Below are 23,433 nucleotides of genomic sequence, written 5' to 3'. Positions count from 1 at the left end.
ACGTGATTTCTTCATGGTAGAGATTCTCCTGTGAGAGTCTCTACTTCTCAGCGCGCTGGAATTGCGGGGGGATTACCATTCCACGCCCCATCTATGATGGCTCGAGCAGTGGCCAGAAGACCAAGCGCGACGCCACTGTTACCTACAGCACGTCGCCTTGCAGCATCGGTTGGAAAATAACTACGCCAGGCGGAGGTACGAAAAAAGAGACGATTTACAAGAAGATCGTCGAAAAAGACGTGATGACGCAAGCGCAGAAAATCGCGGATTTCAATTCGTGGCAAAAGCGCACCACTACAGTGATGCGTCACACAGGCAAGAGCAGTAATTGGTCCTTCCCCAAAAGCAAGCGCCAGTACTGGTACTCGCAAGGTATAAGCTCGGTGAAGAAGTACAGCTACCAGCAACAGATTCTGTACAAGTACATCAACAAAAAGCAGTACCAGTACAAGCTCACAACGACCTGGAGCACGGCAACCCAGACGCCATACAGCAAATCGGTGGCACAGAAGGTTGAAGAGAGAAAGTATCTCTACTGGTACAGAAACCCGGCTTTTGAGTACGATCAACCGACGACCGACCCGGCCGTATGTCGCCCATATGGTTGTGTGAAGGACGCTCGAAGCTATGAATGGAAGGTGGTGCAAAGCTGCACGCCAGGCGAGGACAGCGAAGGCTTTAAGATTGAATGCCAGAGCAACGAAGTAGGGGTCTCCTGGGCAGCCTATTGCCCAGCGAGAAATGGGCAATTTGTGGCAGGCATTGGCACTGTTAAGTGCGAGGGCAGCAACGTGTCAGCCTATTCGGGCCCCGTTGAGGCTTGTAACACTATCTACCCAACGCTGAAGGACCAGATTCTGGCTGCTGGTGGAGATCCGGCCAACCTCGTGGTGAGCAATTGCGTGCCTAACACAGTCACCAAGTACGTCACGAGCGAGCAGTGTGAGGCTTCCAAAAACGTGGCCCCTGTATTCCCCGACTACAAGACCACAACCTGCCAACAAACAACGCCTTCCAACGTTATTGACAACAGCTGTCCGGTTGGATCGCCAGTGGTGAGCGGTAACGCTGACCTGTACCGCTACACCCATTGCACGAAGGAAGATGGTGCCAAATGGGTCGCAGAGTGCTCGCCTGCTACCCTGCCGGTCACTGAAGGTAATGAAATGGAGCGTACCTGTGTGGATCGTGGGGCTCCCAAGTTGACGGAAACCGTCGCCCCAGGCGCTTGCCGCGCCGGAATCAATGGCAACTACTTTGTGGAGTGTTCGTCGCCCCCCGACTCCAATTGGAGTGGCCCGGTACAGCAAGGCTCAAGCAATTGCCAGACCAGCACGGATGGCGGTAAAACCTGTGCTCGCCAGAACGGTGGCTGGGTGCCTGCGGAAATCTGTTCCGAGGAGTTACCGTCTGCAGACAACGGTTGGATTGGGGTGGAGTGCGCCAATGCCAGCGGAGGGACTGCTTCATGTCAGCCGGCGCCAGGGACTGAGGGTCTGACACCGCCTTCCAGTGGCCCCGTGGCTCCAGGCACTTGCTTCGACCAAGTGGCGGCGCCTGAAAACGGCTGTATCTACCACTCTTGCACAACCAATTACACAGGCCCGAACAAAGTACCGAGCTGCGTGAACGCAGATCCTACAGCACCAAACTGGCAGAAAGTCAGCTGTGTGTACGAGCCTCAGCGGAATGTGCCAGTGCAGAACTGCAGCGTGACCGGTGCTACCAACTGCCGCGACCATATCGTCCATAAAGACATGTCTTATGGCACCTGTGCCAATGCGTTGAACACTGTGCTGGGCGGTTCAAATCCGGTGGAGCAAAACAACTGGACCACGAGCAGCTGCGACAAGGTGGATGTCAGCACCGATGGTGGCCTGACCTATATGCGGAGTGCAGAAGAATTTGCGGCTTGCCAGTCGAGCACCAACTCTGACGGCGTTAAGACCAGCTGTGTTGAAGAGTCTGTCACTGTCAATGTGGCGGAAGGTGAGCTGTGCGTACCAGGTTACGACGCCACCACACACAAGGTGACCGATTGCAGTGGCGTTGGTCAAGGGACATCGACAGTTGTACCGACCAAGCCTGCCAATTGCCCTGCGGCAACCTGTGAGGAAGTCAAAGGCAACAAAAAGGTCTTCATTGGCAGCTACTCCTCTTACAAGATTAACTTGGTGGGTACTGCAGAAACAGGTGTTCCACAGTTGATCAATCCGCCTGGTATTGTGAACTTCAGTGGAGATCTGGAGTCGCCTGCCATTTGCTATTCGCCTGACGACCTGAGCGCTGGCGCAACGTTGCCGCAACCTGCAGAGGGGCGCCCGCAGCCGGGTACCGTTGCTTGGTCTGCGCTGCCAGCGGAGTTCCAAGCCTGCAGCAAGTTGCCTTGCGAGCAGTCGGTAGTGAACAGTGTATCCGGAGGCAGCACTAACTCGCTGGCCGACGTGGCGCAGTATTACTATGCAACCGACTTGCGTCCTGGCGATGCCAACAGCTCGCCCAGAGGCTGGGACAATCTGGTTCGTCCAGCAGGCTCCGGCCCTGAAGATGACAAGGCGACTTGGCAGCATATGGCCACCTACGTGATCGGCATGGGTGTGTCCGGAACATTGAAGTTCGACCAGGACTACAAAAATGGCGCGGGTGACTTTGCAGCTTTGCGTACGGGTGCCAAGACCTGGCCGATCTGGCCGGTGAACGGAACCACCAACTTCGAACAACCGCAGTCGATTGATGACTTCTGGCACACCGCAGTCAACGGCCGTGGCCGCTATTTCAGTGCCAATGATCCCAAGGCCATTGAAATCGGTTTGGGTGAGGTGTTCTCGGACATCCGTGCCGCCGTGGGTTCGGGGGCTGGTGTGGCAGTGTCGTCAGCAGTCGTTGAGGCGGGCAATAACTTTGCCTACGGTGCGCAATACCGTAGCGGCCGCTGGTCGGGTGATGTGCTGGCCTACACCATTGATACCGCCAATGGTGCGCGTACGCAGATTGAAAACTGGTCTGCCAAGGATAGGCTGAGTCTGCGCAAAGATGGTGCGGATGAGCGCAAGATCTACTACAAGCCAGCCGACGCCACCACCTTGGTCGATTTCAAATTTGGCAGTCTGAGCTCTGGCTTGCAGACCTTCTTCACGGGGACTGCTGCCGAGAGTCGCTTGTCGCAGTACGGCCAGATGACCACGGCCCAGAAGGATGTTGCCTTGGGTGCCAACCTGGTTAGCTTCTTGCGTGGCGATACCACCAAGGAAGGCTATGTAAAGAGCAACCTCAACAAGCTCTACCGTACGCGTGACGGCGTGCTGGGCGACATCATCGGTTCGCAGCCGGTGTTTGTTGGCAAGCCACAGCGCAGGTACAAGAGTGAGACCTACACCGATTACCGGTTGGCTCAGCAGAACCGCAGGCCTATGGTTTATGTGGGCGGTAACGACGGCATGCTGCATGCTTTCCATGCAGAAACCGACTGGTCCAAGAAAGAGATGATTGGTAACAAGGAGGTTCTCACCGCAGCACGCGAAGCCTGGGCTTTTGTGCCAAAGGCGGCGATGGCAGAGATGCCGCGCCTGGCCAGTGTCGAGTACGAAAGCAACCACCGCTACTTTGTTGATGGGACACCCGTGGTGGCCGATGTTGAGATTGGTGGTGCCTGGAAGACGATCTTGGTAGGCGGCTTCAACAAGGGTGGCAAGGGCTATTACGCGCTTGATATTACCGATCCGCTGGCTCCTAAGGGGCTATGGGAAACGTATGACAACAGTGCACTTGCAAGCATGGGTCAGAGCTTCGGCAAGCCACTGGTAACCAAGCTGCCCAATGGCACGTGGGTGGTGATGGTGACCTCGGGATACAACAACGCCGATGGCAGGGGGTATGTCTATGTGCTGAATGCCGCCACCGGGCAGTCGGTGCACACGATAGTCAACCCTACGGGCTCGGGCATGAAGGAGTTGAACAACTTCGTCAAAGACCCGGTGGGAGACAACACCACGAAGCTGTTTTATGGCGGAGATATTGAAGGCAATATCTGGCGTTATGAGTGGAATGGAAGCAGCTACACAACCACTAAAGTAGTGCAACTGACGGATGCAAGCGGTACCCCACAACCTATTACCACCCGCTTGGAGCTGGTACAGGGCAACGGCTCGCAAGGGCTGCCACGCATTCTGGTGGCAACCGGCAAGCTGATGGGGGTGGCCGATTTGACAAGCACGGCTCAGCAATCCATTTATGGCATTGACGATGTTTATGCCTCTAATGGCTCAGGCTCGGGCATCACCAGTGGCGTTTCGATGCGTACCAGCATGCTTAAAAAGTCGGAGCTGACAAATGTCACGGGAGCGAATGGCAAGTTGACCCGTGAACTGGCTTGCAGCGCATCGACTTCTGCGGCCGACTGCAAGGACGGATCCAAGGGCTGGTACATCGACCTGCCGGATACCGGTGAGCGTGTCAACGTGGATCTGCGTTTGGCCGGTAGCACTTTGGTCGTGTCCAGCAATGTGCCATCCAATGAGCCCTGTGTTGCGGGTGGCAAGGGCTGGGTCAATTACCTGAACTATGAAACCGGCTTGGCGGTTAATGGCAATGAGGATGGCAAGGGGCCCGCAGGTGAGCCGGTAGATGGCGGCCTGATTGCGGGCAACGACTTGAGTGCGAACAAAGATAACGATGTGACCAGTCACGTGTCGCCCAGCCAGTTCCCCGAAAAGCCGATTGACCTGAAGATCCCGGTGGCCACGCCCAAGCCGCTGGGCAAGCGCATCAGCTGGCGTGAGCTGGTGAAGTAAGCGCCGCTGGTCCTGGTCCAGTTACCAGGTACCAAGCCCAAAGCACAAGGCCTCCCAATCGGGAGGCCTTGTTTTTGCGAGGTGCGAAAGCGAATGGGCGGAAGTGTCAGCGTTGCCCGCGTGAGCCCCCAGGCTGAACGGCGGTGCACCAACCGGCACAGCCGCTACCAGCCACTCACAGCTGCGTAGGCTGCTCCTGCGACCAGTGGCGCAGGGCTTCGTGGGTGAGCAGCAGCACCTGGTCGTCGCCGGCGCTGGTGGACATCCAGAACACGGGCAGGCCGGGGAAGGCAGCTTCGAAGTAGTCGCGTTCGTTGCCGATCTCGAGTACCAGCACGCCGTCTTCGGTCAGGCGCTGTGGCAGCTCGAACACCAGCTTGCGGATAAAGTCCATGCCGTCGTTGCCGCCGGCCAGGGCCAGCTCGGGTTCGGCGCGGTATTCCAGTGGCAGCGTAGCCATGCTGGCAGCGTTGACGTAGGGCGGGTTGCACAGAATCAGATCCCAAGGCCCGCGCGCATTGGCCATGCCGTTGGATTGCACCAGGGTGATGCGCTCTTGCAGGCCATGTTGGTCGACATTGATGCGGGCCACGGCCAGCGCGTCGGGCGACAGATCGGCGCCGGTCACCGCCACATCGGGGTAGGCCATGGCGGCCAGGCAGGCGAGGCTGCCGTTGCCGGTGCACAGATCCAGCACGCGCTCGGTCTTGGCCGAGAGCCAATCGTCAATGCTGCCGTCGGCCAGCAGTTCGGCGATCAGGCTGCGCGGCACGATGGAGCGCTCGTCGATGTAAAACGGCACGCCTTGCAGCCAGGCTTGTTGGGTGAGGTAAGCGGCGGGCTTGCGCGTGCTGATGCGCTTTTCTACCAAGGTGTTGACTTTGGCTTCGTCAGCAGCGCTGACGGGCTGGTTGCCCAGCGCGTCTTGGCCTTCGGTGCTGCTGTTGCTATCTACCGGCAAGCCCAAGGCCCACAGCACAAGCCAAGCGGCTTCGTCCTGCGCATTGGTGGTGCCGTGGCCAAAATGCACGCCTGCAGCAGTGAGCGCGGCGGCGCTGGTGTCGATCAGGGTGCGGATGGTGGTCATGGCAAAGAGCAGGGCAGATAAAACAAGCGGTGGATTGTAAAAGCGCGGGCGGGGCGATCAGCTCTGGCGCGCCAGATTCTCCATGATGCGGCGGTAGATGTTTTTCAGCGGCTCGATGTCGGCCAGGGCCACATGCTCATCGATTTTATGGATGGAGGCATTGGGTGGGCCGATCTCGATGATTTCGGGGCAGATTTCGGCGATGAAGCGGCCATCGCTGGTACCGCCGCTGGTGGACAGTTCGGTCTCCAGGCCCACTTCGTCGCGTACGGCTTGTTGTACGGCCGAGACCAGGGGGCCGGGCGTGGTGAGGAAGGGCTTGCCGCCCAGCGTCCACTTCAGATCGTATTCGAGCGCGTGGCGCTCCAGCGTGGACTTGACGCGCGCCTTCAGGCTTTCGGCCGTGGATTCGGTGCTGAAGCGGAAGTTGAAATCCACCACCATCTGGCCAGGGATGACATTGCCGGCACCCGTGCCAGCGTGGATGTTGCTCATCTGGAAGCTAGTGGGTGGGAAGAATTCGTTGCCTTCGTCCCAGACGGTTTTGGCCAGCTCGTCGAGCGCGGCCAAGGCCTGGTGGATCGGGTTACGCGCCAGTTGCGGGTAGGCGATATGGCCTTGTACGCCATGCACGGTGAGCTTGCCGGTGAGGCTGCCGCGGCGGCCGTTCTTGATCATGTCGCCGAGCTTGCTGACGGCGGTGGGCTCGCCCACCACGCAGTAATCGAGCACCTGGCCGCGCTTTTTCAGGGCTTCCACGACGATGGCGGTGCCATCAACGCTGGGGCCTTCTTCGTCGCTGGTTAGCAAAATGGCAATGTTGAGCGGCGCCGTGGCGTGCTGGGCCACAAACTCTTCAGCGGCCACCACAAAGGCGGCGACCGAGGTTTTCATGTCGCTGGCACCGCGGCCGTAGAGCTTGCCGTCGCGGTGCGAAGGGGTGAAGGGGTGCGAGTTCCATTGCTCGATCGGGCCGGTGGGCACCACGTCGGTATGGCCAACAAACACCACCGTTTTGGCCTGCGCTGCGCTGCTTTTTCGCAGTGCCCAGAGGTTGCTCACGCGGAAGTCTGCCGGGCCGCTGTCCAGGCGCTCGCAGTCAAAGCCCAGCGGCGTCAGCAGCTCGGCAATCATCTCCAGGCAGCCCTCGTCGTTGGGCGTGATGGAGGGGCGGGCGATCAGTTGCTCGGTCAGTTGCAGGGTGCGGGACATATCGAGAAGGGGCAAGGAATAAACAACAATGCGGCCGGGCGGCCGCATGGGGAAAGCTGGGGCGCGGTGCTGGCAGGCCACAGGCGCGCCAGCGCTCGCTATCTTACTCTTTTACTCCTGGTTCACATCGAGCACGATTTCGGTGAACGAGGCGCCTTCTTCCAGCTGTGCTTTGGCGACGATTTGGGCCTTGGCGGCATTGGCGGCCATTTGGAAATCGTTTTGCAGGCGCCACATCAGGTTGGTGGGCGAGTCGGCGTTGGCCAGGCCTTCGTCGCGCGTGATCTTGCCGTCGTGGATGAGCTGGGCCAGCGCGCCTTCAAAGGTGACCGAGCCTTCGGCCATGGATTTTTCCATGGCTTCGCGCACGCCGGAGAAGTCGCCGTGCTGGATCATTTCGCTGGCCAACTGGGTGTTGAGCAGTACCTCGACCGCAGCGGTGCGTTTGCCCGAGACGGTTTTGACCAAGCGCTGCGAGATGACTGCGCGCAGTGCAGATGCCAAGTCGCCGAGCATGGTGGGGCGCACTTCGACCGGGTAGAAGCTCAGGATCCGGTTGAGCGCGTGGTAGCTGTTGTTACCGTGCAAGGTGGCCAGGCACAGGTGGCCCGATTGCGCGTAGGCAATGGCGGCCGACATGGTTTCACGGTCGCGGATTTCGCCGATCATGATCACGTCGGGCGCCTGGCGCAGCGCGTTTTTCAGCGCGGTTTGCAGCGAGTTGGTGTCGCTGCCGACTTCGCGCTGGTTGACGATGGAGCGGCGGTTGGGAAACTGGAACTCGATCGGGTCTTCCACCGTCAGGATGTGGCCGGTCTGGCGCGTGTTGCGGTGGTCGATCATCGCGGCCAGCGAGGTGCTTTTGCCCGAGCCGGTAGCGCCCACAAACAGGATCAGGCCGCGCTTGGCCATGATCAGGCTTTCGAAGATTTCAGGCAGGTCCAGCTCTTGGAGCGTAGGAATATCGTGCGGCACATAGCGCACCACCACGGCGCAGCTGCCGCGCTGGTGCATGGCGCTGACACGGAAGCGCCCCACGCCGGCCAGCGGCACGCCTACGTTGAGCTCGCCGGTTTCGTCGAGCTCCTCGATCTGCTGGGGCGAGACTATTTCGGCCAGCAGGGTGCGCGGGGCTTCTGGCGTCAGGGTCTGGTTGTTCAGCGGGATGCAGTCGCCCTGGATCTTGATCAGGGCCGGTGCGTTGGCCGACAGGTAGAGGTCCGAGGCCTTGTTTTCGGCCATCAGGCGCAAGATGCGCTCCATCGTTCCCATGCGGATTCCTCCAGTCTCTATGTTTGGCGTGATTTGTAATCAGCTGTATTGTGGCAGGTGTTGGCGCGGGCAGTGGCAGTTTTGTAGCAATCAGGCTGCAAGCCCCCTTGTGCAGGCGCAAAAAAAGCCCTGCGTGGCAGGGCTTGGCGGGTTGGTCGAGGCGACGCTGGCGCTGAATGTGGCCAGCGTTGCCTGCCGTTTATCAATCGCGCAGCAGATCGTTGATGCTGGTCTTGGCGCGGGTTTCGGCTGTCACTTGCTTGACGATCACGGCGCAGTACAGGCTGTGGCTGCCGTCCTTCGAAGGCAGCGAGCCGCTCACCACCACCGAGCCCGAAGGGATGCGGCCGTAGCTGATCTCGCCCGTCATGCGGTTGTAGATCTTGGTCGACTGGCTGATGTACACGCCCATCGAGACCACCGAGTTTTCTTCGACGATGACGCCTTCGACGATTTCCGAGCGTGCGCCGATGAAGCAGTTGTCTTCAATGATGGTGGGGTTGGCTTGCAGGGGTTCCAGCACGCCGCCCAGGCCCACGCCACCGGAGAGGTGCACGTTCTTGCCCACTTGGGCGCAGGATCCGACGGTGGCCCAGGTGTCGACCATGGTGCCTTCGCCCACGTAAGCGCCGATGTTCACGTACGAAGGCATCAGGATCGCGCCCTTGGCCACATAGCTGCCACGGCGGGCCACGGCGGGCGGCACCACGCGCACGCCGGTGGCGGCGATGTCGGCTTCGCTCATGCCGGCGTACTTGGTGGGCACCTTGTCGTAGAAGTTCAGATCACCGGCTTGCACCAGGCCGTTGTCCTTGAGGCGGAACGACAGCAGCACGGCCTTCTTGATCCACTGGTGCACGGTCCACTGGCCCACGGCTTCGCGCGTGGCCACGCGCAGCTCGCCCTTGTCCAGGGCATTGATCACGTGGTCGACCGCATCGACGATCTCCTTGGGGGCCGTGGCAGGCGACAGCGTGGTACGGGCTTCCCAGGCGGATTCGATGATGGTTTGCAGTTGTTGCGTCATGGTTTAACGTTGTTTCCAGGATTGAATGAATTGCACGATGCGCTGTGCCGCTTGCAGGCACTCGGCGGTTTCTGCCACCAAGGCCATGCGCACGCGGCCTGCGCCGGGATTGGTGCCGTTGAAGTCGCGGGCCAGATAGCTGCCCGGCAGGACCGTCACATTGTATTGGGCATAGAGCTCGCGGGCGAACTCGGTGTCCGACAGGCCCATCTGCGCGGGCACGCCGGCCCACAGGTAGAAGCTGGCGTCGGGCAGTTGCACGTCCATCACGCTGGCCAGCAGCGGGGTGACTTCGGCGAACTTTTTGCGGTATTGCTCGCGGTTGTCCTCGACGTGTTTCTCATCGCCCCAGGCCGCAATGCTGGCGGCTTGGACCGACGGGCACATGGCGCCGCCCTGGTAGGTGCGGTACAGCGCAAAAGCCTTGATCAGCTCGGCATCGCCGGCCACAAAGCCGCTGCGCAGGCCGGGCACATTGCTGCGCTTGGACAGGCTGGTGAAGGAGATCAGGCGTTTGAAATCGCTGCGGCCGAGCTTGGCGGCGGCTTCCAGGCCGCCCAACGGTGGCTCTTCGCGGAAGTAGATTTCGCTGTAGCACTCGTCTGAGGCGATCACAAAGCCGTAGCGGTCGGACAGCTCGAACAGTTTCTTCCATTCGTCCAGCGGCATTACCGCGCCGGTGGGGTTGCCGGGCGAGCAGACAAAGATCAGCTGCGTGCGCTGCCAGATGGCTTCGGGCACGCTGTCCCAATCGACCGCAAAGTTCTTGGCGGCGATGCTGGGCACGTAGTAAGGCGTGGCCCCGGCCAGCAGCGCTGCGCCTTCGTAGATTTGGTAGAAGGGGTTGGGGCAGAGCACCACCGGGTCGGGCTTGCTGGCTTCGACCACGGTTTGCGTGAAAGCAAACAGCGCCTCGCGGCTGCCGTTCACGGGCAGCGTGTGCTTTTGGCCGTCGATCTGCAGGCCGTAGCGTGTGCCCAGCCAGGCGCCAAAGGCATCGCGCAATGCCGGGGTGCCGGCAGTGGCGGGGTAGCTGGCCAGGCCGGCCAGGTTGTCGGCCAGCGCCTGCTTGATGAAAGCGGGCGTGGGGTGGCGGGGCTCGCCAATACCCAGGCTGATGGGCGCAAGCTCGGCTGGCGGCGTAACACCGGCAAACAGCTGACGCAGGCGCTCAAACGGGTAGGGCTGCAGTTTCTGGAGCAAGGGGTTCATAAGCGAACCATTATCGTCCAGCCGCAGCGGCTTTTGTGCGCCCGGCTGTCGTTGCTGCAGCGGCTTGTGGCGCCGCCGATCAGGGCATGCCAGTATGGCTAGCGACCGCCTGCGCGTTGTTGTCTGGCCTTGGCCAAAATGGCGGCAATCGTCGCCTTTTTGTCGTCGTCAGCGGCGGGCGCCGGGCTGGCGGTAACCTTGCTCGGCATAGGGCTTGCTGCGCTGGCTGGGGCGGCGGCTGGGCTTGGTGGCTTTTTCGCCAGCAAGCGATGGCCGGTAGCCAGGCGCAAGCTGCGTTTTTGGTAGCGATTGCGGGCTTGCTCGGCCTGTGCCGTACTCCAGGCGGCCCAGCCGGTGGCCGTGCCGCTGGCGTTGTCCAACTCAATGCAATCGACCGGGCAGACGGGCAGACACAGCTCGCAGCCGGTGCAGGCCTCGGTGATGATGGTGTGCATGCGCTTGTTGGCGCCCAGGATCGCGTCGGTCGGGCAGGCCTTGATGCACAGCGTGCAGCCTATGCACCAGTGCTCGTCAATGCGGGCGAGCAGGCGCGGTGCTTCTTCGCCGTTTTCCGGGTTCAGGGGCAGTGCTGGCCGGCCGGTGATGGCTGCGAGCCGCTGCACGCCTTCCTGCCCGCCGGGTGGGCATTGGTTGATGGCGGCTTCGCCTTGGGCGATAGCCTCGGCATAGTGGCGGCAATCGGGGTAGCCGCAGCGTGTGCACTGGGTCTGTGGCAGTGCATCATCGATGGCTGCAATAAAAACAGCCAGCGCAGAGGCTGGCTGTGCATGGGGGCTGTTTTTGGGAATCACACCGTGCGCATGGGAATGTCTACTCAAGCGGCGGATTTTACTTTGGCAGGCTTGCCCTCGGCTTTGGCTGCCTGGTTGTTGGCCAGAATGAATTCCTTGAGCGCCGGGTAGACCACGTTGCGCCAGCGCTTGCCGCTGAAGATGCCGTAGTGGCCCGCGCCTTCCACTTCGAGGTGGCGGTTGTCGCTGCCTTTGAGGCCGCTGCACAGATCGTGGGCAGCGCGGGTCTGGCCCGAGCCGGAGATGTCGTCGAGCTCGCCTTCGACGGTGAGCAGGCCGCAATCGCGGATGTCTTGCGGCTTGACCAGCTCGGCCACGCCTTCGGGCGAGCGCACCTGCCAGGTGCCGTTGACCAGGGCAAAGTCCTGGAACACGGTTTGGATGGTTTCCAGGTAGTAGGCCGCATCCATGTCGAGCACGGCGTTGTACTCGTCGTAGAACTTGCGGTGGTGTTCGGCGCTGCCTTCATCGCCCTTGATCAGGTCTTTGAAGTAGTCGTAATGGCTCATCGCGTGGCGGTCGGGGTTCATGCTGACAAAACCCATGTGCTGCAGGAAGCCGGGGTAGACCAGACGGCCTGCGCCGGGGAAGTTGCTGGGCACCGGGTAGATCACATTGTTCTGGAACCACTTGATGTCGTGCGTGGTGGCCAGGTTGTTCACGGCCGTGGGCGAGCGGCGGGCGTCGATCGGGCCGCCCATCATGGTCATCGACATGGGCGTTTTCTCGCCGCGGCTGGCCATCAGCGACACGGCGGCCAGCACCGGCACCGTGGGCTGGCACACGCTCACCACGTGGCAGTTGCCATACACGCCCTGGATGTGGCGGATGAACTCTTGCACGTAGTTGACGTAATCGTCGAGGTGGAAGATGCCTTCGCTTTGCGGCACCAGACGGGCGTTGGTCCAGTCGGTGATATAGACCTTGTGGTCCACCAGCATGGTACGCACGGTTTCGCGCAGCAAGGTGGAGTAGTGGCCCGACAGCGGTGCCACGATCAGCACCACGGGCTGCTCTTTCATGGCGGCCAGGCTCGGCGGATCGTCCGAGAAGCGCTTGAAGCGGCGCAGTTCGCAAAACGGCTTGGTCAGCTCGATGCGCTCGTGCACGGCGATTTCGTGGCCGTTGGCATCGATGGTGTTGATGTTGAACTCGGGTTTGACGTAGTCCTTGCCCAGGCGGTAGACCAGATCAAAACTGGCCGAAGCGCGCTGGCCCGAGGTGGTCTGGCTGACAGGCCACATCGGATTGCTCAGCATTTTGGAGGTGGCACGCGCGTATTCGGCAAAGGGCTCCATCAAGGCGCGTTGGGTTTCGTAGAGTTGGTACAGCATCAAAACTCCGGTAATGTTGCATCGCAATATAGCAGCAGAGTGTCGACGCGAAAACCAAAATCTCTCAGCGTAAACACGGGTGTTTCAGTATTTCAGTTGTCAACAACTGTGGCTGTCAGCCACATGCAAGCTTGAAAGTAGGTGCTTGCCCTGGGGTGTGTAACCAGGTGTTTGCTTTTTGGGGTGCGGCAGCGGGCTTCAGGCAGCGGCGTTGGGGGCGCTGTGGTGGTCTTCGAGCCAGTCCTCGAAAGCCTCGCGGGCCGAGTTGCGCAGGGCTTTGCGAAAGCGCTGCCGGTCTTCCAAGTACAGGCAGTGGCGCATGATGGTGAAGGGGTTGAAGCTGCTGCTGGGGTAGCGGTGCTGAAAATCGGCCTTGTAGTGGCGGGCGGCCGAAATGTGTTTTTGCACCACGCCAAACAGCCAGGGCGCCTGGCGCACGCCAAAGTCGTTATGCAGCTCGTCTATGAAGAATTCCACCTTTTGCGGGTCGAAATCGTAGCCGGGGAAGTGGCGTTGTCCAAAGGCGACAAAGCTGAAGGCATCGAGCACCTCGCTGCCTTCGCCATTGGCGGGCACGTGGTGGCTGTCTGCGTCTTCATCGACCAGCGACAGCGCCAGGGCCTGGTTGGTCTCGTTGCGGATCTGCAGAAACTCGCGGTCAGCCAGCTCGAACAGCGCCGAGAGAATATTGATGCGGCGCTTGAGGTTGGTGGGAATGGACTTTTTGTACTTGATCTTGTGGTCGAGCTCGCTCCACGAATCTTGGATGATGGTGCGGATCTGCAGCTCGAAAGTCTGGCTGGCGTAGGCCTGGTGCTCGGGCAGGCGCGACTGCTCGTCGTTCAGGCGCAAATCCATGTGGATGCCCTTGTAGCCAAAGTCCGACTCTGAGTCTTCCATGGGCGCGGTCTTGTCGGTGATTTCGATCACATCGAAATACTCGCGCACCTTGGCCATGATGGCGGGCGGTTCGTCCTCATACAGGCAGACCACGCGCACGCCGATCAGATCGGTGATGTAGTCGCCAATGGCGTAGCCCTCTGGGCGGTCTTCCACGGCATTGCGGTACTTGCGCTTGAACTTGCGCACGCTCTCTTCGGGGTTTTTGACGCGGCACTCGATCTTGGCGATGTTCACGCCTTCGAGCCCGTGCAGCACGGCCTCGATCAGCGCATTGAACGAGGCGGCAGCAGCCTTGAGCGTGGGCAGGCGCCGCGCGTAATCGTCCAGAAACTCTTGTTTGCGAAGCTCAAAATCACGAAATGGCATGGGCGGGAGGTTCAGGCTTTTTTGTCTGGCTGGCGCAGGGCATCGGCCGGTTCAGCGATCTGGGCTTGCGGCGCAAACAGATCCCAGGCCGAGATGAACAGGGCAGCAATCAGCGGGCCGATGACAAACCCCGTCAGGCCGAACAGCGACAGGCCGCCGAGCGTGGAGATCAGGATCAGGTAATCGGGCATCTTGGTGTCTTTGCCCACCAGCAGGGGGCGCAACACATTGTCTACCATTCCCATGATGCCTGCGCCATAGGCGGCCAGCACAATGCCTTGCACGGTGGCGCCGGTGGCCACCAGGTAAATGGCCACGGGCGCCCAGACGATGGCCGCGCCCACCGCTGGCAGCAGCGAGAGAAAAGCCATCACCACGCCCCACAGCAGCGCGCCGTCGATGCCCAGAATCCAGAAGATGATGCCGCCCAGCGCGCCCTGGGTGGCGGCCACAGCCAGATTGCCTTTGACGGTGGCTCGCACCACGGTGATGAACTTGGCGCCGAGCTTTTGCTTGTGCGTGTCGTCCAGCGGCACGGCGGCAAAAATCTTGCGCACCAGCACGCTGCCATCGCGCAAAAAGAAGAACAGCAGGTAGAGCATGATGCAGAAGCTCACCAGGAAAGACAGTGTGTTCTGCCCAATGGCCACCACCTTGCCGGCCACGAACTGGCTCGCTTGCACCGAGACGCCGGAAATGCGCTCCTTGATGGCGTTGGGATCATCGAGGTGGAAGCGGGCGAGCAGATCCACCACCCATTTCGGCAGCGCGTTGTAGATCTGCTGGAAGTACTGGCCGAAATTGAGCTGGCCCGAGTGCACGCGCTCATAGATGACCACCGTCTCCTTGGCCAGCGAGATCGATATCAGGATCAGCGGCAAGATCACCAAGACCAGACACAGCGACAGGGTAATCAGGGCCGCCACAGTCGGGTATTTGGGCAGCCGTGCGTAGATCTTTTTGTGTAGAGGTGTAAATACCACGGCAAAGATCACGCCCCAAAATACCGCCCCCTGAAACGGCAAGAGCACGGCAAAAAACGCAATGGTGACGACAATTAGCAGCAAGATAAATGCTTTGTCTTGGAGAGATCGGGAGGGGATCATTGCCGGGCAAAGAAAAGTAGATAGGGCAAATGTATCTGATTGGCGCCCGTTGTAGCGTCATCCAAAGGCGATGTTGGCGGCGGCTGACCTTCGGCGCGACGCTGTTCGCCAGAAGTGGCACAATACCCGCTGATCGGCCCTTCCCAGCCACAGTCGCATCCGCCAATCGGTTCAGCCGTGTCGCGGAAGGTTGTTTTATTGCACCAGCTAATGCTTTCCAGAGGAAAGCGGAGGTCAGCGGAGAAAATGAGCGATACGAATTCGGTGTACCAAGCCTACCAGGGCAACACCTATCTTTTTGGCGGCAACGCCCCCTATGTTGAAGAGATGTACGAGAACTACCTGGCGAACCCAGGCAGCGTACCGGATACCTGGCGTGCATACTTTGATGCACTGCAAAACGTTCCTGCCACCGATGGCAGCAACCACAAGGACGTCCCTCACCTCCCCGTGATCAACGCCTTCGCCGAGCGTGCCAAGCAAGGCGGCACCAAGGTGGTGGTGGCTTCGGGCGCCGATTCGGAGCTGGGCCGCAAGCGCACCGCAGTGCAGCAACTGATCGCCGCCTACCGCAACGTGGGCACCCGTTGGGCCGATCTCGATCCGCTCAAGCGCCAAGAGCGCCCCGAAATCCCTGAGCTCGATCCCGCCTTCTACGGCTTCACCGATGCCGACCAGGAAACCGTGTTCAACACCAGCAACACGTTCTTCGGCAAGGAGTCGATGACGCTGCGCGAGCTGCTCAACGCGCTGCGCGAAACCTACTGCGGCACCCTGGGCGCAGAGTACATGTACGCCACCGATCAAAACCAGAAGCGCTGGTGGCAACAACGTCTGGAGTCGATCCGCAGCAAGCCCGCCTTCAATGCCGACCAGAAAAAGCGCATTCTCGACCGCCTGACGGCAGCCGAAGGCCTGGAGCGTTTCCTGCACACCAAGTATGTGGGCCAGAAGCGCTTCTCGCTGGAAGGTGGCGAATCCTTCATCGTCGCGATGGACCAGCTGATCAATGCTGCTGGCACCAAGGGCGTGCAAGAAATCGTGATCGGCATGGCCCACCGCGGCCGTCTGAACGTGCTGGTCAACACCCTGGGCAAGATGCCCAAGGATCTGTTCGCCGAGTTCGACCACACCGCTCCCGAAGACCTGCCCGCTGGTGACGTGAAGTACCACCAGGGTTTCAGCTCGGACGTGACCACGGTCGGCGGCCCGGTGCACCTGTCGCTGGCCTTCAACCCTTCCCACTTGGAAATCGTCAACCCCGTGGTCGAAGGCTCGGTGCGCTCGCGCATGGATCGCCGCAACGACCCGCAAGGCAAGCAAGTGCTGCCTGTGCTGGTGCACGGCGACGCCGCCTTTGCCGGCCAAGGTGTGAACCAGGAAACCCTGGCGCTGTCCGAAACCCGTGGTTTCACCACAGGCGGCACGGTGCACATCATCATCAACAACCAGATCGGTTTCACCACCTCTGACCCGCGCGACCTGCGTTCCACCACGTATTGCACCGACATCGTCAAGATGATCGAGTCGCCCGTGCTGCACGTCAACGGCGATGATCCGGAAGAAGTGGCACTGGCCATCCAGCTGGCCTTGGATTTCCGCATGGAATTCTCCAAGGACGTGGTGGTCGACATCGTCTGCTACCGCAAACTCGGCCACAACGAGCAAGACACGCCTGCGCTGACCCAGCCGCTGATGTACAAGAAGATCGGCCAACACCCTGGCACGCGCAAGCTGTACGCCGACAAGCTGGCCACGCAAGGCCTGGGCGAAACGCTGGGCGACGACATGGTCAAGGCCTACCGCGCCGCCATGGATGCGGGCAAGCACACGGTCGACCCCGTGCTGACCAACTTCAAGAGCCAGTACGCTGTCGACTGGAGCCCCTTCCTGAACAAGAAGTGGACCGACGCTGCCGACACCGCCATTCCGCTGACCGAGTGGAAGCGTCTGGCCGAGCGCGTGACCACGCTGCCCGAGTCGGTCAACCCGCACCAACTGGTCAAGAAGGTGTACGACGACCGCGCAGCCATGGGCCGTGGCGAGATCAACGTGGACTGGGGCATGGGCGAAACCATGGCCTACGCTTCGCTGGTGGCATCGGGCTACCCGATCCGTCTGTCGGGCGAAGACTCCGGCCGCGGCACCTTCACCCACCGCCACTCGGTCGTGCACGACCAAAAGCGTGAAAAGTGGGACGAAGGCACCTACATCCCGCTGCAGAACGTGGCCGACAACCAGGCACCGTTCACCGTGATCGACTCCATCCTGTCCGAAGAGGCAGTGCTGGGCTTCGAATACGGCTACGCCTCGAACGACCCCAACACCCTGGTGATCTGGGAAGCCCAGTTCGGCGACTTCGCCAACGGCGCGCAAGTGGTGATCGACCAGTTCATCGCCTCCGGCGAAGTGAAGTGGGGCCGCATCAACGGCCTGACGCTGATGCTGCCACACGGCTACGAAGGCCAAGGCCCCGAGCACAGCTCGGCCCGCCTGGAGCGCTTCATGCAGCTGTCGGCAGACCAGAACATGCAAGTGACCCAGCCCACGACCGCAGCGCAGATCTTCCACCTGCTGCGTCGCCAAATGGTGCGCCCGCTGCGCAAGCCGCTGGTTATCATGACGCCCAAGTCGCTGCTGCGTAACAAGGACGCAACCTCGCCCGTGTCGGAATTCACCTCTGGTGGCTTCCAGACCGTGATCGGTGAGCGCGACGAAGCCATTGTGGCCAAGGCTGACAAGGTCAAGCGCGTCATCGCCTGCTCGGGCAAGGTCTACTACGACCTGGTCAAGAAGCGCACGGAAGACGCCGCGACCGACGTGGCCATCATCCGCGTGGAGCAGCTGTATCCCTTCCCACACAAGGCCTTCGCTGCTGAGCTCAAGAAGTATCCGCACGCCAAGGAAGTGGTGTGGTGCCAGGACGAGCCACAAAACCAGGGTGCCTGGTTCTTCGTGCAGCACTACATCCACGAGAACATGCTCGACGGCCAGAAGCTGGGTTACTCCGGCCGCGCCGCATCGGCATCGCCTGCCGTGGGCTACTCGCACCTGCACCAAGAGCAGCAAAAGGCGCTGGTCGAAGGCGCATTCGGCAAGCTCAAGGGTTTTGTGCTGACCAAGTAAGCACTCAGACAGCTCTCATTACTGAACACAGAAAGAATTGTTATGGCAATCGTAGAAGTTAAAGTTCCTCAGCTGTCCGAGTCGGTCGCTGAAGCCACCATGCTCAACTGGAAGAAGAAGGCCGGTGAGGCCGTGGCCGTGGACGAAATCCTGATCGAGATCGAAACCGACAAGGTCGTGCTCGAAGTGCCCGCTCCCGCCGCAGGCGTGCTGGCTGAGATCGTGCAAGGCGACGGCGCCACCGTGGTCGCTGACCAGTTGATCGCCAAGATCGACACCGAAGCCGTGGCTGGCGCCGCTGCTCCCGCTGCCGCTCCTGCCCAGGCTGCTGCAGCACCTGCTGCCGCCGCCGCTGCCCCCGCTGCTGCTGGTGGCAACAAGGGCGATGTGGCCATGCCTGCCGCTGCCAAGCTGCTGGCCGACAACAACCTGTCGGTGGGCGCTGTGGCCGGTTCCGGCAAGGACGGCCGTGTCACCAAGGGTGATGTGCTGGCCGCTGTGGCCGGTGGCGTCAAGTCGACCGCTGCTGTCATTCCTACCGGCGTGCCTACCAAGGCGCTGCCCCAAGTGGCTGCTCCTGCTGTGCAAGACCTGGGCGAGCGCCCAGAGCAACGCGTGCCGATGAGCCGTCTGCGTGCCCGTATCGCCGAGCGTCTGCTGCAATCGCAATCGACCAACGCGATCCTGACCACCTTCAACGAAATCAACATGGCTCCGGTCATGGCCCTGCGCAAGAAGTTCCAGGACGATTTCACCAAGGAACACGGCGTCAAGCTGGGCTTCATGTCGTTCTTCGTCAAGGCGGCCGTGCATGCCCTGAAGAAGTACCCCGTGCTGAACGCTTCGGTCGATGGCACCGACATCATCTACCACGGCTACTTCGACATCGGTATCGCTGTGGGCTCGCCTCGCGGCCTGGTGGTGCCAATCCTGCGCAACGCCGACCAGATGAGCTTTGCCGACATCGAAAAGAAGATCGCCGAATTCGGCAAGAAGGCGCAAGACGGCAAGCTGGGCATCGAAGACATGACCGGCGGTACCTTCTCCATCTCCAATGGCGGCACCTTTGGCTCGATGATGTCTACCCCCATCATCAACCCGCCCCAATCGGCCATCCTGGGCGTGCACGCCACCAAGGACCGCGCTGTGGTGGAAAACGGCCAAGTGGTGGTTCGCCCCATGAACTACTTCGCCATGTCGTATGACCACCGCATCATCGACGGCCGCGAAGCCGTGCTGGGCCTGGTCGCCATGAAGGACGCGCTGGAAGACCCATCGCGCCTGCTGTTCGACCTGTAATCGGTCCGCAGGGCAAAGCCATGGTGCGCATCCTGGTGTTGGCAGCCTCCGCGCTGGTGCTCGCAGCTTGCGGCACCACCCGTCCTGTACAGAACGTGGCAGCGCAAAGCTGGAACGGTGACTACCGTTTCCGCTGGTACGCCGACACCATGGCCGCGCAGCGTGGCATGCCCGCACCCGAGAAAGTGCAGATTCGCCCGGTCACCGCCGCCTCCGTCAAGGAAGTGCCCGGTGCCCGGCTGGACAATGGCCCGCAGTGGGCCATTTCGTTTGTGGGCCAACCGGGCAAGCCCTTGCCGCTCAAACCTTTCAATGAAGCGGGTTACAAGGATCTGGGCTGGGAAAAGCAGCGCGCCAGTGGGCAGATCGCCTGCCTGGAATCGGGCGCTTTTCTCTTCCTGTGCCGCATGCCGCCCGGCACCACACTGCAGGTTGGCGCCAAGCGCGAAGAACAACTGACCAGCAAAACCGGCCTGTTTGGTGTGGTCTTGCACCAAGGCAGTTTTGAACTAACACCATTGGAATAAACATGAGCAAGCAATTTGATGTCGTCGTGATCGGCGGCGGCCCTGGCGGCTACGTAGCAGCCATTCGTGCATCGCAACTGGGCATGAGCGTGGCCTGTATCGACGAGTGGAAGAACGCCGCTGGCGGCCCCGCTCTGGGCGGCACCTGCACCAACGTGGGTTGCATTCCTTCGAAGGCGCTGCTGCAGTCGTCCGAATACTTCGAACACGCCACGCACAGCTTTGCCGACCACGGCATCTCCACCGGCAAGGTGGCCATGGACGTGGCCAAGATGGTTGCCCGCAAGGACGCGGTCGTGAAGCAAAACAACGACGGCATCCAGTACCTGTTCAAGAAGAACAAGGTCACTTTCTTCCACGGCCGTGGCTCCTTCGTCAAGGCTGCTGAAGGCGGCTACGAAATCAAGGTGGCTGGCAAGGAAGAGGAAAGCATCGTCGGCAAGCAAATCATCGTGGCCACCGGCTCCAACGCCCGTGCCCTGCCTGGCGTGCCTTTTGACGAAGACAAGATTCTGTCGAACGACGGCGCACTGCGCCTGGGCGCCACGCCCAAGAAGCTGGGCCTGATCGGCGCTGGCGTCATCGGCCTGGAAATGGGCTCGGTCTGGCGCCGTCTGGGCACCGAAGTGACGGTGCTCGAAGGCATGGACAAGTTCCTGCCCGCCGTCGATGAGCAAATCGCCAAGGAAGCCAAGAAGGCTTTCGACAAGCAAGGCCTGAAGATCGAGCTGGGCGTGAAGGTCGGCGAAATCAAGACCGACAAAAAGGGCGTGCACATCAGCTACACCAACGCCAAGGGCGAAGCCCAGCAGCTGGAAGTGGACAAGCTGATCGTCTCCATCGGCCGTACCGCCAACACCATCGGCCTGAACCCCGAAGCTGTGGGCTTGGCTCTGGACGAGCGTGGCGCGATCGTGGTCGATGGCGACTGCAAGACCAACCTGCCTGGCGTGTGGGCTGTGGGCGACGTGGTGCGTGGCCCCATGCTGGCACACAAGGCCGAGGAAGAGGGCGTTGCCGTGGCCGAGCGTATCGCTGGCCAACACGGTCACGTGAACTTCGCTACCTTGCCTTCGGTCATCTACACCAGCCCCGAAGTGGCATGGGTGGGCCGTACCGAGCAGCAGCTCAAGGCCGATGGCGTGGCTTACAAGGCCGGCACCTTCCCGTTCCTGGCCAACGGCCGCGCACGCGCACTGGGCGACACGACCGGCATGGTCAAGTTCCTGGCCGACGCTACGACCGACGAAATCCTGGGCGTGCACATGGTTGGCCCCATGGTCTCGGAGCTGATCTCCGAAGCCGTGGTTGCCATGGAGTTCAAGGCATCAAGCGAAGACATCGCTCGCATCTGCCACGCCCACCCTTCGCTGTCTGAATCCACCAAGGAAGCAGCGCTGGCCGTGGACAAGCGTACGCTGAACTTCTAATCCAGAAGCTCTCGTTACACTAGCCTCTACCGCATGCTTGGCGCGCGGTAGAGGCTATCTAATTTATAGCAATACAAGAGTAGAGACATTCCATGGGCAGCGCAGTAAGAGATGCATACGAGGCCGAGCTTAAGGCCAAAGGTTTTCACAGCGATCCGGCGCAGCTGCGCGCGGTCGATGCCTTGCAGCGCTGTGCCGATGAATGGGCGGAGTACAAAAACAAGCGCTCGAATGCGCTGAAAAAGCTCATCAACCACCCCGATGTGCCCAAGGGCGTCTACATGTATGGTGGGGTGGGGCGCGGCAAGAGCTTCATCATGGATTGCTTCTTCAATGCCGTGCCCATCAAGCGCAAAGTGCGCCTGCATTTCCACGAGTTCATGCGCGAAGTGCAGCGCGAGCTCACCTTGCTCAAGGGCACTCAAGATCCGCTCGATGTGCTGGGCGCGCAGATCGCCAAAAAGTACAAGCTGATCTGCTTTGACGAGTTTCACGTCGCCGACATCACCGACGCGATGATTCTCTACCGCCTGCTGCTGGCGCTGTTCAACAACGGCGTGGGCTTTGTCACCACCTCCAACTTCCGCCCGGACGATTTGTACCCCGACGGCCTGCACCGTGACCGCATCTTGCCGGCCATCGACCTGCTCAACGAGCGCATGGAAGTGATCAACGTCGACAACGGCACTGATTACCGCCGACGCACGCTTGAAAAGCTCAAGCTCTACCACACGCCGCTGGGCGCCGAGGCCGATCAGGCCATGCAGGAAACCTTCAACCAGCTGGCCGAAGTGCCCGACGAAAAGCCGGTCTTCAAAATCGAATCGCGTGAGCTCAAGCCGCTGCGTCGCGCTGGCGGCGTGATCTGGTTCGAGTTTCACGAGCTGTGCGTGAACCCACGCTCGCAAAACGACTATCTGGAGCTGGCCAGCCAGTTCCACACCATCATGCTGTCCAATGTGCCGCAGATGTTTGTCAACATGGCGTCGCCGGCGCGGCGCTTCACCTGGCTGGTCGACGTGCTATACGACCGCCGCTGCAAGCTGATCCTGTCGGCCGCCGTTCCGCCCGAGCAGCTCTATACCGAAGGGCCGCTGGCGCACGAATTTCCGCGCACGGTCTCGCGCCTGAACGAAATGCAATCGCAGGAATACCTCTCGCTGGAGCGGCGCGTGGTAGACACTGCGCTGACCTGAAAGTGTTCCCGATGCCAGCCATCTACCAACTCGGTGCTGCCGCTTTGCTGGCGGCCAGCCTGCTGTCTGCCGCCCAGGCGGAAGGCATCAGCACACCTGCCGAACGCAAACAGGCGCGCGCTGAAATCGCCCGCGAGCGAGCCGCCAGCGAAAAGCTGCTGGCCGAGAACGAGAAGATCTGCTACCAGCGCTTTGCTGTCACCGACTGCCTGAAAAAAGTCCGCCAGCAGTCCAACGAGCGCGAGCGCGCACTGCGCCAGCGCGAACTGGCGCTGAACTCCCAAGACCGGGGCGAGCGCACGCAAAAGCAAGAAAACGCCCGCGAGAAAAAGCAGGCCGAGTTCGACAAAAAACACCGCGACAGCGGGCTCGACAGCGGTGCGCTGAGCGCGCCCGACCTGGAGCAACGCCAGCGCGAACACGACGAGCAAGCCGCTAAGCGAGCTGCCGGCAAGCGTGCCCCTAAAAACACGGCCGAGCAGGTCGAACGCCGCGAACAAGACGCTGCGCAGCGTGCCGCCCACCAGGAAAAGCAGCAAGCCAGCAAGGCGCGCGCCCAGCAGCGCCGCAACCAAGACCTGGCTGAGCAGGTACAGGATGCGCAAGAAGACTACGACGCCAAGCAGGCCGACGCCGCCCGGCGCCAAGCAGCGCATGACAAGCGCATGCAAGAGCGCGAAGGCAAAAAACAGGCCGCTCCACTGCCCACGCCGCAATAAAGCGGGCATTGTCTG

The 23,433-nt window shown here is 60.9% G+C and carries 16 protein-coding genes; 7 read left to right on the top strand and 9 right to left on the bottom strand.

The features are described 5' to 3' along the window. The first annotated feature begins 242 nt into the window (after positions 1-242). Positions 243-4,790, top strand: a complete 4,548-nt coding sequence (locus ACFIQF_RS20715) for a pilus assembly protein (protein WP_393945538.1) — start codon at positions 243-245, stop codon at positions 4,788-4,790. 175 nt (positions 4,791-4,965) lie between these two features. Here ACFIQF_RS20715 and prmB read toward each other — a convergent pair whose 3' ends face one another. The 9 genes from prmB to ACFIQF_RS20670 form a co-directional block, all read right to left on the bottom strand. Then, positions 4,966-5,877, bottom strand: coding sequence for a 50S ribosomal protein L3 N(5)-glutamine methyltransferase (prmB, locus tag ACFIQF_RS20710; protein WP_393945537.1), 912 nt, complete (start codon positions 5,875-5,877; stop codon positions 4,966-4,968). A 57-nt stretch (positions 5,878-5,934) separates the two neighbouring features. Beyond that, on the bottom strand, positions 5,935-7,089 hold the full coding sequence (dapE, locus tag ACFIQF_RS20705) for a succinyl-diaminopimelate desuccinylase (protein ID WP_393945536.1): 1,155 nt from the start codon (positions 7,087-7,089) through the stop codon (positions 5,935-5,937). 111 nt (positions 7,090-7,200) lie between these two features. Beyond that, a complete protein-coding gene (locus ACFIQF_RS20700; protein ID WP_393945535.1) occupies positions 7,201-8,361 on the bottom strand; it encodes a PilT/PilU family type 4a pilus ATPase in 1,161 nt (386 codons plus the stop codon). Between the two features lie 202 nt (positions 8,362-8,563). After that, positions 8,564-9,388 carry a 2,3,4,5-tetrahydropyridine-2,6-dicarboxylate N-succinyltransferase gene (gene dapD, locus ACFIQF_RS20695; protein WP_393945534.1) on the bottom strand — a complete coding sequence of 275 codons (825 nt, stop codon included), beginning with the start codon at positions 9,386-9,388 and terminating at the stop codon, positions 8,564-8,566. 3 nt (positions 9,389-9,391) lie between these two features. Beyond that, positions 9,392-10,600: a succinyldiaminopimelate transaminase gene (dapC, locus tag ACFIQF_RS20690; RefSeq protein WP_393945533.1), complete on the bottom strand. Its 1,209-nt coding sequence runs from the start codon at positions 10,598-10,600 to the stop codon at positions 9,392-9,394. Positions 10,601-10,698: 98 nt separating this feature from the next. Further along, positions 10,699-11,409: an electron transport complex subunit RsxB gene (gene rsxB / locus ACFIQF_RS20685; protein WP_393945544.1), complete on the bottom strand. Its 711-nt coding sequence runs from the start codon at positions 11,407-11,409 to the stop codon at positions 10,699-10,701. A gap of 26 nt (positions 11,410-11,435) precedes the next feature. Next, positions 11,436-12,746, bottom strand: coding sequence for a polyhydroxyalkanoate depolymerase (locus ACFIQF_RS20680; RefSeq protein WP_393945532.1), 1,311 nt, complete (start codon positions 12,744-12,746; stop codon positions 11,436-11,438). Between the two features lie 198 nt (positions 12,747-12,944). Then, complete coding sequence (locus ACFIQF_RS20675) at positions 12,945-14,015, bottom strand: GTP pyrophosphokinase (protein WP_393945531.1); 1,071 nt, start codon at positions 14,013-14,015, stop codon at positions 12,945-12,947. Positions 14,016-14,026: 11 nt separating this feature from the next. Next, positions 14,027-15,118 (bottom strand): AI-2E family transporter, encoded by a 1,092-nt coding sequence (locus ACFIQF_RS20670; protein ID WP_393945543.1) that lies wholly within the window; start codon positions 15,116-15,118, stop codon positions 14,027-14,029. 249 nt (positions 15,119-15,367) lie between these two features. Here ACFIQF_RS20670 and ACFIQF_RS20665 point away from each other — a divergent pair, with 249 nt between their 5' ends. From ACFIQF_RS20665 to ACFIQF_RS20640, 6 genes are all read left to right on the top strand, one after another. Continuing rightward, on the top strand, positions 15,368-18,247 hold the full coding sequence (locus tag ACFIQF_RS20665) for a 2-oxoglutarate dehydrogenase E1 component (protein ID WP_393945530.1): 2,880 nt from the start codon (positions 15,368-15,370) through the stop codon (positions 18,245-18,247). Positions 18,248-18,289: 42 nt separating this feature from the next. Continuing rightward, positions 18,290-19,546 (top strand): 2-oxoglutarate dehydrogenase complex dihydrolipoyllysine-residue succinyltransferase, encoded by a 1,257-nt coding sequence (gene odhB, locus ACFIQF_RS20660; RefSeq protein WP_393945529.1) that lies wholly within the window; start codon positions 18,290-18,292, stop codon positions 19,544-19,546. A gap of 20 nt (positions 19,547-19,566) precedes the next feature. Further along, positions 19,567-20,073 carry a hypothetical protein gene (locus ACFIQF_RS20655; RefSeq protein WP_393945528.1) on the top strand — a complete coding sequence of 169 codons (507 nt, stop codon included), beginning with the start codon at positions 19,567-19,569 and terminating at the stop codon, positions 20,071-20,073. Positions 20,074-20,075: 2 nt separating this feature from the next. Further along, positions 20,076-21,503: a dihydrolipoyl dehydrogenase gene (gene lpdA / locus ACFIQF_RS20650; protein ID WP_393945527.1), complete on the top strand. Its 1,428-nt coding sequence runs from the start codon at positions 20,076-20,078 to the stop codon at positions 21,501-21,503. Positions 21,504-21,595: 92 nt separating this feature from the next. Further along, positions 21,596-22,699, top strand: a complete 1,104-nt coding sequence (gene zapE, locus ACFIQF_RS20645) for a cell division protein ZapE (RefSeq protein ID WP_393945526.1) — start codon at positions 21,596-21,598, stop codon at positions 22,697-22,699. Between the two features lie 11 nt (positions 22,700-22,710). Beyond that, positions 22,711-23,418: a coiled-coil domain-containing protein gene (locus ACFIQF_RS20640; protein WP_393945525.1), complete on the top strand. Its 708-nt coding sequence runs from the start codon at positions 22,711-22,713 to the stop codon at positions 23,416-23,418. The last annotated feature ends 15 nt before the right edge of the window (positions 23,419-23,433 follow it).

The sequence above is a fragment of the Comamonas trifloxystrobinivorans genome (assembly GCF_043359985.1).
In the GTDB taxonomy this organism is placed as follows: Bacteria; Pseudomonadota; Gammaproteobacteria; order Burkholderiales; family Burkholderiaceae_C; genus Comamonas; species Comamonas trifloxystrobinivorans.
Note: the sequence above shows the minus strand (reverse complement) of the source record. Positions and strands in the feature narration are given on the sequence as shown.